At 61.7% G+C, this 12,439-nt stretch carries 9 protein-coding genes; 2 read left to right on the top strand and 7 right to left on the bottom strand.

Translation table 11 applies throughout. The features are described 5' to 3' along the window. Window positions 1-101: 101 nt before the first annotated feature. Window positions 102-1,091 carry a M28 family peptidase gene (locus LRS06_RS05145; RefSeq protein ID WP_257870498.1) on the top strand — a complete coding sequence of 330 codons (990 nt, stop codon included), beginning with the start codon at window positions 102-104 and terminating at the stop codon, window positions 1,089-1,091. 106 nt (window positions 1,092-1,197) lie between these two features. Here the strand turns inward: LRS06_RS05145 and LRS06_RS05140 are convergent, their stop codons facing one another. The 3 genes from LRS06_RS05140 to LRS06_RS05130 all read right to left on the bottom strand — a co-directional run bounded on the left by LRS06_RS05140 (window position 1,198) and on the right by LRS06_RS05130 (window position 8,401). Further along, window positions 1,198-5,532: a hypothetical protein gene (locus LRS06_RS05140; RefSeq protein ID WP_257870497.1), complete on the bottom strand. Its 4,335-nt coding sequence runs from the start codon at window positions 5,530-5,532 to the stop codon at window positions 1,198-1,200. Between the two features lie 286 nt (window positions 5,533-5,818). Further along, window positions 5,819-7,024 (bottom strand): tetratricopeptide repeat protein, encoded by a 1,206-nt coding sequence (locus tag LRS06_RS05135; RefSeq protein WP_257870496.1) that lies wholly within the window; start codon window positions 7,022-7,024, stop codon window positions 5,819-5,821. A 6-nt stretch (window positions 7,025-7,030) separates the two neighbouring features. Beyond that, a complete protein-coding gene (locus tag LRS06_RS05130; protein WP_257870495.1) occupies window positions 7,031-8,401 on the bottom strand; it encodes a 26S protease regulatory subunit in 1,371 nt (456 codons plus the stop codon). Window positions 8,402-8,650: 249 nt separating this feature from the next. Here LRS06_RS05130 and LRS06_RS05125 point away from each other — a divergent pair, with 249 nt between their 5' ends. Continuing rightward, window positions 8,651-10,033 carry an ammonium transporter gene (locus LRS06_RS05125; protein WP_257870494.1) on the top strand — a complete coding sequence of 461 codons (1,383 nt, stop codon included), beginning with the start codon at window positions 8,651-8,653 and terminating at the stop codon, window positions 10,031-10,033. A gap of 131 nt (window positions 10,034-10,164) precedes the next feature. Here the strand turns inward: LRS06_RS05125 and LRS06_RS05120 are convergent, their stop codons facing one another. The 4 genes from LRS06_RS05120 to nth all read right to left on the bottom strand — a co-directional run bounded on the left by LRS06_RS05120 (window position 10,165) and on the right by nth (window position 12,334). Beyond that, the gene (locus LRS06_RS05120) at window positions 10,165-10,962 is read right to left on the bottom strand and encodes a ZIP family metal transporter (RefSeq protein WP_257870493.1); all 798 of its coding nucleotides are present in this window, start codon (window positions 10,960-10,962) and stop codon (window positions 10,165-10,167) included. A gap of 61 nt (window positions 10,963-11,023) precedes the next feature. Continuing rightward, window positions 11,024-11,293 carry a DUF167 domain-containing protein gene (locus LRS06_RS05115; protein ID WP_257870492.1) on the bottom strand — a complete coding sequence of 90 codons (270 nt, stop codon included), beginning with the start codon at window positions 11,291-11,293 and terminating at the stop codon, window positions 11,024-11,026. Between the two features lie 2 nt (window positions 11,294-11,295). Continuing rightward, window positions 11,296-11,496, bottom strand: coding sequence for a hypothetical protein (locus LRS06_RS05110; protein ID WP_257870491.1), 201 nt, complete (start codon window positions 11,494-11,496; stop codon window positions 11,296-11,298). A gap of 88 nt (window positions 11,497-11,584) precedes the next feature. Next, window positions 11,585-12,334: an endonuclease III gene (nth, locus tag LRS06_RS05105; protein ID WP_257870490.1), complete on the bottom strand. Its 750-nt coding sequence runs from the start codon at window positions 12,332-12,334 to the stop codon at window positions 11,585-11,587. Between the last annotated feature and the right edge of the window lie 105 nt (window positions 12,335-12,439).

Below are 12,439 nucleotides of genomic sequence, written 5' to 3'. Positions count from 1 at the left end.
AGAAGCGGCAGTTGCCTTCAACGGATACCAGCTTGTACTACGAAGTCTACCAATGTCCTTGGAGGATTCGTATTATCATTGCCCGATTCCGTTTGCTGCCTATGTCCTTCTTTTCCCGTTGCTTCCCGTGGTTGCTGCTGGCGCCGCTGGCCGTGCTGGCCTGCGAGTCGGGCGGAGCCCGGCAAAGCAACCCGCCTACCAATTCCCACCTTTCCATGCAAACCACCGCCATGCGCGCCGATACGAGCCGCCTTTACTCGCACGTCGAGTTCCTGACTTCCCTGCAGCCCGCCCGCAACTACCGCAACCTGACCTCGCTCAACCAGGCCGCCGACTATATCCGGGCCGAGTTTGAAAAGCTGGGCGGGCGCGTGGAGGAGCAGCCCTTCAAAGCCGATGGCCGCCAGTACCGCAACATCATCTTGTCCCTGGGCCCGCCCGACGCCGCGCGCATTATCGTGGGGGCGCACTACGACGTGTGCGGCGACACGCCCGGCGCCGACGACAACGCCAGCGCCGTCGCCGGTCTGCTCGAAACCGCCCGCCTGCTGCACCAGTCGGCCGGCCAGCTGCGCTACCGCGTCGACTTTGTGGCGTATGCCAACGAGGAGCCCCCGTATTTTGCCACCCGGCATATGGGCAGCGCTGTGCACGCCAGGTCTTTGCACGATGCGCAGGTGAAAGTGCGGGCCATGCTCTGCTATGAAATGATTGGGTATTTCCGCGACGAGCCCAACTCCCAGCAGTTTCCGAATGCGCAGCTGGCGGCGCTTTACCCCAGCACCGGCAACTTTATCATTGTCGTGGGCCGCACCGGGCAGGAGGCTTTTACCGGGCAAGTGCAAAAGCTAATGCAAACCAGCGCCAAGCTGGACGTGCAGCGCATCAATCTGCCCATGGAAATGGGCCTGGCAGGTCTTTCCGACCACCGCAGCTACTGGGAGTACGGCTACGATGCCCTGATGATAAACGACACCGCCTTCCTGCGCAACCCGAATTACCACTTGGCTTCCGATACCATCGAAACCCTCGACTTTCCCCGCATGGCGGAGGTAGTAAATGGTACCTGCGCCGCTATTGTAGGGCTGTGAACCGGGCATACTCACCCCGGATTGCTAATAGGTGACCAGGAAATTTTAATCGAAAACAACCGGGGCCGGCAACAGGAAACGCTTTTCCTGTTGCCGGCCCCAGCTTTTAGCCCAACGAATCAGCTAAATTTTCCTCCGATGTATCCTCCTCCGGTTCATCATCCAAAGGCTGTGGCGAAAACCGGCTCTTGAAGCGGGCGTACAGGGCATTCATGCCTAGCAGCAGCATGCCCATCAGAATGAAGACCACGGCGCGAGTGATAGTGCCATGCTGACGTAGGTCGAAGAGTAGCAGCCGGCCAAAGCAGAGTGCGGTTCCCGCCAATGCCACGTAGCGCAGGTCCTGGCGGCGAAGCAGCAGGCTACTCACAAACGCTGCCAGCACCTCCAGCATCAGCAGCACCGTGAGAATAGAACGGTCGAAAGTTTGGAGCAGCAGCAGCGTGAGCACCCCAAAGGCCGGATACAAGAGCACTGGAATCATGATGGCGGCGGGCATTCGGCCCAGCGCTGCCAGCGGCTTGAGTAGGCGGGGCCAGGTAGCTGCTAGGCGGCTGGGAAAGTGCGGCAGGGCCACGGCTGCGTAGGCGAACAGCCCGATGGTAGTAGCCAGCGTAGTGAGTCCCGCGAGAGTAAGCAGCTGGCCCGGCGCCAGTAAGGTGAGGGCCACATAGCTGCTCCAGAGCACGGCCGCCCCATAGAACAGCAGCCCGTACGTGTGAATGCGACGCAGCCGCAACGGCAACTTGCGCCCGGCCAGCGTGAGGGCAAAGCCGCCGAGCAGCCACAGCACGGAGTGCCACTCCACCCGTATTTCGTGCCAGACAGTAAAGCAGCCGAACAGCAGCCCGAGCTCCGGCAGCAGCGGATGCAGGTAGCGCCAGGAGTTGTATTGGGGACCCGTGGCCGGGGGGCGCTGCCAGGCCCAACCACCAAGCAGTACCAGCAAAGCCCCGGCCGTGAAGCGGTGGGCGGCCACTCCCAATAGCTTGTCGGAAGAGTGCGTAACCACTAAATCGAAATGCCCAATCAGGCTGATTGCCAGAAGTAAATACGCCAGGTGCAGGAAGAACCGGTCGGGTAAGCCCGCCCGGGTTAATGCTGGGGCGGTTGAAGCCCGTCGGCGCACCAGTTGTGCTGCCAGGATGGCACCGGCAGCCAGCAACGTCCATACCAATAGCGGCAAGGCTTGGTGACGCGGGGCCAGCGAAACCCACGTAGCCAGGAGTAGCTGCAGCCCACCCAGGTAAATCCAGGGCCAGCGCACATGCTGCTGGCGGCCTTCCCACCACGAGCAGAAAGCCCCAATTACCGGCATCACGATTAGCGGCAGCAGATACCCCACTACCGACCACGGCTGAGAAACTGGATTGATGGGTAACACCTGGCTCCACTGCAGTGCCTGATAGCCTACTGTTGCTACTACCAAGCCTACCCATAAGCCGGGCACCTGGCCAAGGCGGCGTACCACAAACAGTGCCCCTACTATGGCTGCCAGCGCCCAGCCCGCCCAGGTGTGCCCATACACCAGTCCACCGGCGGCCAGCACCTGAAGGCCCACCAATAAGCTCAGCAGACGCAAGCGGTAAATCGGGTTGTAAGACAAGGGAGCCTGGTCATGCACCGGTGCTCCCCGCCGAATTAAAGCTACTTGGGTGAGCAGTGAAGCCAGAGCAGCCGCTACCAGCAGCCCGGCCCGCGCGGTATCCGTCAGTTCAGCCTGACGATAAACGAGCAGGGGCAACACCGCGCCGACTATCAAAGCCAGATACAGCAATATGCGGTATACCGGCCACTCAGCCCGCCAGGCCAGGAGCAAGGTCATCAGCAAAACTTCGGCGTACAGCAGTGTGCTGGTAGCTGGCCAGGACAGGCCGGCTTCGTGCAACCCCAGCACGGCCACCATCAACAGCAACTGCCCAAGCAACAGGTGGGCAGGCCGGAACCAGCCGGGTGTACCGCGCAGCCACCAGGCCAACGCAAACAGCCCACCGGCCGCCGCAGTTGCGCCACTAAGCAAGACGGCCACCGGCGGGTGCGTCCAACTAAACAGCGCGTGGGTTAGCAAGAAGCTGCCTGCCAGGTAAAACAGTACCGTGAGGCCCTGCAGCGTTGCGTGCAAGTGCTGCGTGGTGCGTGTAGCCAGCAGCTGCGTAAGTTGAATAAGGCGAGTAGGTAGTGTGAGCAGCACGGAGCTACTGATGCCCGCCAGCAGGAGCAATAGCAAATTCTGGTAAAGCACTGCCTGCGGCATGCGCTCAAAGGCTTGGGTAGCAGCTAGTAGCAGCCAGCCGCCACTAAGCAACGCAGCCCCTAGCAGAGTTCGGTAGGCTACCCGCTCGCCTACCCGGCCCAGTGCCCCCGCCAGAAGCAAGGTTTCCAGGTACAGGATGGTAGCCGTAGCCGGCCAGCTCAGTCCCGCCTTATGCAGCCCAAGCACGGATACAGTTAGCAGTAGCTGGCCACCGAGCAGGTGCAGCGTGCGAAACCAGCCCGGCGTACTGCGCAACCACCAGGCTACCCCAAATACGGCACCCGCCGCTGCCAGAGCGCTGGAGGTCAGGCTGAAAACGGCAGGCTCGGGCAAGCCAAACAATCCCCGTAGCAGCAGGGCGGCGGCCCCACCATAGAGCGCGCTCACCATTCCGCCAAAGCTTCGGTACAGCTGCTGAGCTGCGGGCTGGTTTTCGTCGTCCGTCGTTTGCTGCTGAATAAGCTGGTAATAGCCTGCTCCCAGCAAGCCAGTCAGCAGTAGCAGAAAGGCGTTGCGGTGCAGCTCCACGGCCGGATAGGTGCCCAGCTGGATGAGGTTAAGCAGCAGCAGGCTGCCCGAGGCCAGCAACGCGCCAGCTGACGCCACCTGGAAGACCAGGGTTTCCCGCTCGCGCGCCATTATGAAGGCTACAAGCAACGTTTCCAGCAGCATAAATACCAGAATGAGGCTCCCCGACGCGTGCCAGCCTTGTAGGGAAAACGCTGTAAACAAAGCCAACGCGAGGGAAATGATACTATCGGTGCGGAAAAGCCAGGCAATGCCCAGCACCCGGGCCCGGCGGGCCACTCCAAAGGTGAGCAGCGCGCCTAAGCCCAACGGTATTGTTTTCCAGGGAGAGCCGGTGCTGTATTGGTATAGGTTGATGCCCAGACACGTCCAGTTCAGCACGTGCGCCGCAAACAGCAGGGCATCAAAACGGCTGTTGGCGTACACCTTGCGGTACTGCACAAACGCGGCCGCCACGCCCACCAGCAGCGTCAAGCCCATAGCTCCCAGGCGGAGCGAGTTGCTCAAGGGAGCTTCGGGCAGGGAATGATGCCAATACTGATGAAAGGCGAAAAAGCTGATAATACTCAGCAGCAGCTGATATTTCCAGCGCTGCCGGTACGTGATGCCAATACTGAAGGTCGTGACACCCGCCGCCGCTGCCAGCGTGAGCAGGGAATCTGGCAGTACGGCTAGGGCTACTAAGCTCAACACGCCGTGCAGCGTAGCCACGGCTTCCCGGCTGGCATCCCAGGCCAGCCACAGGTTGGCCGCCACGCCGGCCAGCAGCAGCAGGTAGCTCCACGGTGGCCCGGCCCACTGCAGTCCCGGTACGCTCACCGCCCCTACGCAGGCAAACAGAAAAACCGCCGCGGCACTGCTTTGCAGCCATACGTGCAGCTGCGCCGCAAACGGCTTGGGGCGTAGATAGTAGTGCAGCCCCAGCAGCGCGGCCGCAAATGCCGTTATCATTCCGAAACGTACCGGAGCACTTACGCGCAAGGCCGTATACACACCCAGAAAGCCTACGCCCATCACCAGCACTATGGCTCCCAGAATGCCCGTCCAGTTATCGAGCAGGAGCTGTTCAGTCCGGTCCCACCAGGTAGGCTCCGCTGGCGTCGCTATGGCAGGAGTAGGTATAGAGCGCCGAGGAGGCTGGGGAGGAAGCGTAGGAGGCGGGCTCGATTGAGCAGTCTTATCCACTGCGGGAATGGGCAGTGCTTTGGGAGCCTCAGGCGAGGCTGTTGCTGGCGATGTTGTAGCCGGAGAAGAACTTACCGGTAGCGGCGGCTTTGCTACCCCATCTGCACTGGGGCCTGATGCTTTGGACAGCACGGCTGGGGTGGGTTCCGGGGTAGGAGACACCGGGAGCGGAGCCGGCGTGGCAGCGGCCGTAGTAGCTAAGGCGGGCGGCTCGGCAGCCGCCGGTGCCCGGTACCACTCCTGGGCAGTAGGCGGTGAAGCCGGAGCGGGCTTGGCCGATGCCGCAACTGGTGGTAGAGAAGGAGCGGGGCTTTGCTGTAGCTCCTGGCGCAGCCGCTCTACTGTGACGACTAGATGAAGGTGCTCATCTTCGCGTTGCTGCAGGCGCCGGCTAAGCTCCCGAATACGCTGAACTAGATTCTGATACAGCAAGCCAATAACCACGGCTGCCAACATCAGCAGGGAAGTACCCATAGATGAAAACGGTTAAGTGATAAAACACAACCGGCCGCCGGCGAGCGGCCAATAATAGAGCGGGCTGGGCGCGGCCACCGATAACAGCGCCGCAGCCTATACCCCGCAGTAGCATAGAGAATTGAATGTATGAAATCTTCAGAAGATAATCAGCAAGAGAATGACAAAATTTTATACAATTATTTTCACAAACTGCCTCCGTAGCTTGGAAACGAGGTTTTTTGCCAGCAGTCTAGCCAGCTACTCAACCAGGGCTATAGTCTTTGATTTGGTTAGCTGAATAAGCTTAACTGGAGCGCAGACCCATCACCCACACGTACACCAGCGTGCCACCCAGGAAGGCCAGGAACAGCGGGCCGCTACCCGGCAGCCCCAGGGCTTCAGTGCCTACTGCCAGTGCCCCCACAGCCGCCAGACCCCAGCCAAACCACTTCGACTGCTGCCGCCGCTTGGGGTGCCACTGGCGCTGGGTGCCCACCAGCGGAAACAGCAGCCCCAGCCCCACGATGCCGGCCGTAGTGAGGGGCGCCAGGTAGCTGAAGTGGCCGGTCGCTAGCAGCGCCAATCCGCCGAGCAGCAGGCCCATAAACTGGTTGGAATACCGCGTGTCTTCCTCGCTCAGGGCAAAGCGGCCGTAGCGGTTCAGGCGCAGCAGGGAGTTGAACAGAGGCTCGGCAAACCAGCTCATGTACACCAGCACCAGGTACAGCGGTAGCAGCACCGGCACAAAGCGCGACAACACGAACATGCCGATGAACAAGCCCTGGCGCGCACCCGGACTTAGTGTCTGCGTCCAGACCATGAAGCGGTAAAACCAGTTATAAAGCCAGAACCGCGCCTTCAGGGACGATACCAACCCTTCGCGGGCGTAATCGGAGGTGGGGTTGAGGCGTAGGGCTTCCTGGAAGTGGCGGGCGGCGTCTTTGGCCCGGCCGCGCTCCAGGGCCACCCAGCCCAGGTCGGCGTGAGTACCGGCATCAGTAGGGCTTTGGCGCAGGGCTTCGTCGAGGTCGGCGGAGGCTTCGGTTCCCCGGCCTAGGCGGGAAAGGCACCGCGCCCGCAGCCCCAGGCAGTCGACGTGGGTGGGGTCGACCGCTAGGCCAGCTTCGGCCGCCCGCAGCGCTCCGTGCAGTTGGCCCTGCTGAAACCGGATCAACCCCAGCACGTGATGATAGTCGGCATCGTTGGGGTCGAGGGCCAGCGCCTCTTCAATAGCCTCCAGGGCCAGCGGCAGCTCGTGCTGGCGCTGCAGCGTGGCGCTGAGTACGTAAAAGGCAAAGCTGTTTTCGGGGGCCAGGTGAATGGCATGCTGAGCAGCTGCCTGAGCTTCCGACAGCCGGGCCTGCTCCATCAAAGCCAGGGCCAGCAGGCATTGCAGGTAGCCGTTTTCGGGGTCTTGATGCAGCAACCGGCGTGCTTCCTGCTCGGCATCCTGGGGGCGCTTGTGCTGGAGCAGCAGCTGCACGCGGCTGAGGTCTTGGGAGGGGTTCATTAGCGGCTACTTCTTGATGCCCAGGTAGGTCAGGATGTCGTCGTAGGTGCCGCCTTCGTTGGAGTAGAGCGCGTAGTTTTTGGCCGTGGCAAACCACTCCTTGGTGCTGGGCCGCACCTGTTTGGCGGCCGCCGTCAGGCTGCTTTGCTGCACCGGCAGTGCCTTGCCTGCCTTCATCGACTCGCGCAGGCAGCTTTCCACGGCCGTATCCACTACGGCTTTCAGGTCAGCACCCGAGAAGCCGGCCGTCTGGCTAGCCACGGAAGCCAGGTTCAGATTGTCGGCCACGGGCTTGCCGCGCAGCTGCACATCCAGAATGGCCACGCGGGCCGGCTCGTCGGGCGGCGTCACCAGCACAATCCGGTCGAAGCGGCCGGGGCGGCGGAAGGCAGGGTCGAGGTGCCAGGGGGCGTTGGTGGCGGCCAGAATCAGCACGCCGTCGTTGGAGCTGCGGGCTCCGTCCAGCTCTTCCAGAAACTGGTTGATTAGGGTGCGGCCGGCACTCTGTCGCAGGTCGTGGCGGTTGGCAGCCAGGGCGTCTACCTCATCAAAAAACAGCACGCAGGGCGCCTGCATGCGGGCCAGCTCAAACAGTTCGTGGAGCTTTTTCTCGCTCTGGCCCATCCACATATCGAGAATGTCGCTGATGCCCACGTGGATAAACGAGGCCTGCACCTCGCCGGCCGTGGCGCGGGCCAGGTGGGTTTTGCCGCAGCCGGGCGGGCCATACAGCAGCAGTCCGCCGCCAGCCGCCTTGCCATAGGCTTTGTAGAGGTCGGGGAACTGCAGCGGATGAATGATTTTCAGGCGGATTTCCTCCTTCACAGCGTCCATGCCGCCCACGTCGGAGAAGTTGATCTGAGGCTTCTCCAGGCCCGCAAACAGGGCCCGCTCATCCAGTCCCGCCGCGGATACGCTGGCCGAATACTCGGCCGGGCCACCGCTGGCCGTCTGCGCGGCCGGCCGTAAGCCCAGCTGCTCGTCGAGGTCAGCGTCGCGCAGGCTGCCGTCGAGCTGCAGCGCGTGCTGGTAAGCGGCGCGGGCCTCGTCGGGCGGGCCACCAGCGCGGGCCAGCAGACGGGCGTGCAGCAGGTGGGCGCGGGCGTGGTCGGGGTGGGTGCGCAGCAGCTCCTCCAGCACCACTAACGCCGCCGAGGTTTTCTGCAGGGCGGCATAAGTTTCGGCCAGCCCCAGCTGCAGCTCCTCATCGTCGGGGGCCTGGCGCAGGCCGGTGCGGTAGTGTTCTTCGGCTTCGGGCAGGCGGCCGGCTTGGTGCAGCAGGGCAGCTACGTGGCGGCGCAGGGGCACGTTGTCGGGCGAAAACGACAGGGCGTCGAGCAGGGGTTGCAGGTCAGCGTGGTTAAGCGGCGCGGCCATAGCTAGTCGATAAGTAAGTCAGGAGGCAAGCTACTCACTCCGTTCGCAACAGACCACTTTTTAGCTAGCTACTCACTTTTAGGGTAAAATAGTGCTCTGAGTGAATAGCCTGTCAAAATTGAAGGGTATTTGGAAAAATAGGGCATATATCCTTGGAAATCGTAGAGAAAAGAAAGGCTGATTTTGGAAATGTGCCATGCATTTCTAGATTGGAGCATCAAAACTAACAGGGGTAAACCGCTGCATTATATGAGCCTCACTACTTCTTCCCGCTTGTCGTTGTCCCGGCTGCTGCTGCTGGGCCTGTTTCTGGCTGCTCTGGCCGCTGCTTTCATCGAAGTGCCGCACCCTGCCGCAGCCGCCGGCTCCCTCAACGGCGCCGATATGGCCTGGATGCTCACCGCCACGGCTTTCGTGCTGATTATGACGCCGGGCCTGTCGTTCTTCTACGGCGGGATGGTGCGGCCCAAAAACGTTATCAGCACCATGCTGCAAAGCTTCGTGGCCCTGGGTATCATCACTATCGTGTTCTACTTCGTAGGCTTCTCGCTGGCGTATGGCGACTCCTGGCACGGGCTCATTGGCAATCCACTTACGTTTGCCATGCTGCGCAACGTAGGCACGGCACCCAATCCGGCGTTTGCGGCCACTATTCCGTTCGTACTCTACTTCGCGTTTCAGCTGAAGTTTGCCATCATCACCCCGGCCCTGATTACCGGCTCGTTTGCCGAGCGGGTACGGTTTAAGGGCTACCTGGCCTTCATGGTGCTGTTCTGCCTGTTCATCTACTGCCCGCTGGCCCACTGGACCTGGCACCCCGAGGGCTTCCTGCGCCAGTGGGGCGTGCTCGACTTCGCCGGCGGCACCGTGGTGCATATTTCGGCCGGTATTGCCTCGCTGGCCGGCGCTATGGTGCTGGGCCGGCGCAAAACGCACCTGCGCAACACTTCCTTCTCGACGCCTAATGTACCTTACGTAATGCTGGGTACGGGCCTGCTGTGGTTTGGCTGGTTTGGCTTCAATGCCGGCTCGGCTCTGGGTGCCAACGAGCTGGCGGCCCAATCATTTGTGAACACCAACCTGGCTTCGGCTTCGGCCCTAATTGCCTGGCTGCTGGTAGAAATAGCCCGGGGCACCAAGCCCACGGCCGTGGGCGCCTGCACCGGCGCGGTGGTTGGATTGGTGGCCATTACGCCGGCCGCCGGCTACGTTACCTATGGGCAAAGCGTGCTGTTTGGGGTGATTGGGGCGCTGGTAAGCCACGCGGCCGTGCACTGGCAAAACAAGCGCACGACCATCGACGACACGCTCGACGTGTTTCCCTGCCACGGCCTGGGCGGCATCGTGGGGATGCTGCTGACGGGTGTTTTTGCCGATAAAGTGGGCCTTATCCACGGCACCTTCACCACGTTTGGCTACCACCTCTTGGGCCTGCTGATTGTGGTAACGTACTCCTTCGTGGGCTCCTGGCTGCTGCTCAAGCTTACCGGCCGCTTCTTTGCCCTGCGCGTGAAAGACCACGAAGAAGAGCTGGGCCTCGACCTGAGCCAGCACGAGGAATCCACTTACCACATCGACGAAGAGTTCGAGAAAACGTACCGGCGCGCCCTGCTGGAACCAGAAACCGTCTGACCGAAACGGGCTGCGCTTTACCCGGAAGAAGCGCAGTGTTAGTAGGGGGGAATCTGACGGTAAACTCCCCGCGGCTGGTAATAGCCGCGGGGCGTTTGGTTTGTCGGTAAAGCTAGCAACCAGCAGCAGGTTTACTCGCCCATCTTGCTCAAGTAGAACGATACCAGGAAGCCCAGCACCGTAATCAGGCCGGTGAAGTTGTGGGCCACCTCGAAGGCCTCGGGAATCATGGTATCGGCAATCATGGCTAGCACGGCCCCGGCAGCCACGGCGGTGGTAGCGGCCACTATGTAGGGCGGAAAGTGGCTGAACACCGTGAAGCCTACCAGCGAGGCCACCCCCGAAACCAAGGCAATGCCGGCCCAAAGCAGCAGCACGTAGCGGGCTGGGCGGCCGGCTTTCTTCATGCCGGCAGCGCTACTTAGGCCCTCGGGCAGGTTGGAAAGAAAAATGGCTACCACGGCCACCGTACTCACCGCGCCCCCGGCCAGCAAGCTCAGCCCAATTACGATACTCTCAGGAATGCCGTCCAGCAGGGCGCCCACGGCCAGGGCCATGCCATTGTCGTCGCCGGGAGCATTGCCTTCGGTGGCCCCGGTTTTCACTTCCTGGCGCTCAGTTGCCTGCTGGGGACCGGAGCGTTTGCGGTGCTTGGCGCCGTAGCGGGCCAGCAGCCAGTTGGCCAGCGTGTAGCCGCCCGCGCCACCCAGAAAGCCTACGGCCGCCGAGTAAAAGCCGCCCTTGGTGTACGCATCCTCCATCAGCTCCAGAGAAAGCGTGGAAATGAGCACCCCGCTGCCAAAAGCCATAATGGACGCTACCACGCGCTGCGGCACCCGGAAAAAATAGCCGATGGCTGCCCCAATCAATAGGGCGGAGCCCGATACCAGGCCCCAGAATCCGGCCATCATCCACGTGGGAAACGTCATGTAGTTTGGGTTGTTAGTGCCTTGTGCTTGGTGGGTATCTGCTTTGCTTAAGTACTACGCACTATTTCTGATGAGGGGCCAGCATGGCAAGTAAATCCTCTTGCGACAAGCCAGCCAACTCTACTTTTTTGAAGGGTGCGGTATGGCCGGCCAGCAGCGTCAGGCTCGATTTGGGCTGCCCGAACACTTCCGCCAGGAAAGCCAGCAGGCAGGCGTTGGCCTTGCCGTCCTGCGCCGGAGCGTGCAGGCGCACGGTTACAGCGCCATCGGCCGCCACCAGCAGCTCGTTTTGGCGGGCGTTGGGCTTGGCCTTCAGGTGCAGGACGGCCACCGTTAAGCCGGGTCGTTGTAGGCGTCGTACACGTTCCAGGCCCAGATAACGAAAGGCACCACGAACGTCCAGGCCAGTAGGAAGCCTACCGCGCCGCCTAGCGCCCAGATCAGAAAGGCTTTCAGAAACTGGCCCTTGATCAGCTGACCCAGGCCCGGAATGAAAAAGGAAAGCAGCGCGGGAAGTCCGTAAGTAGGTTTCATAGGTTATGGGGTGAGTGCGTGAGGTTGGAAAGGTAAGCAGATACGCCAGAAGCAGAGGAGGGAAATCTGGTCGATGAAAGATTGCGCGTTAATGGCTGCTTGGCTTCTCCCTGTCGCCTGCTACCCGAGCCTGCCCGAACGGGCACAGGTTGAGTACCACGCAACGGCCGCAGGCAGGCGTATGAAAGTAGCAGCATTTCTGGCCATGAAACATGAGTGCCTCGTGGTGGTCATACACCTGCTGGGCATCCCAATCGGGGGGAAGGAGCTCGGCCAGCAGCTTGTGGGCCAGCTTTTCGTCCACCTTCGGGCCGATGAGGGCCAGGCGCTGCGCCACGCGGTGATGGTGACTATCGACGGGCATGGCCGGGAGGCGCAAGGAGCTAAAGAGCAAAGTAGCGGCGCTGGTTTTAGGCCCCACGCCGGGCAGCTGCTCCAGCCAAGCCCGCGCGGCCGGAATGGGCATTTCAGCCAGAAAAGCCAGGTCGCAGGGGCCGCCGCAGCGCTGGCTCACCTCACGCAGCACGTGCTGAATTCGCGGGGCTTTCTGCTCGGGCCAGGTGCAGGCGCTGATGGCCTCCTGCACCTCGGCCGTAGGCGCGTCGCGCACGGCGTCCCAGGAAGAGAAGCGGGCCCGTAGCTGCTGGTAGGCGCGGTGCGAATCCTGGTTGCGGGTGCGGTGCGAAAGCAGGGCGCTGATAAGCTCACTGAGCGGGTCCTTGACGCTGAAAAACCGGAACGGCGCTCCGTACTCGGCACACAGCCGCTCGTGCACCAGCAGGGCTTTGGTCTGACGGGCCGCAAAGTCATCAACAGGAGAGTCGGGGGAGGTGTTCACCCTGCTCCCTACGTAAAAAGCGAGAAGAGTGCAGAAGGGAAAGTTGATTGGCCGTCAACTCTTCCTTCTGCACTCCGCTCGCTTTATTCAAAAGACGCTCCGTGG

The organism is Hymenobacter sp. J193 (assembly GCF_024700075.1).
Taxonomy (GTDB): Bacteria; Bacteroidota; Bacteroidia; order Cytophagales; family Hymenobacteraceae; genus Hymenobacter.
The sequence above is the reverse complement of the archived record's forward strand: the minus strand, read 5'-3'. Positions and strand labels throughout refer to the sequence as shown.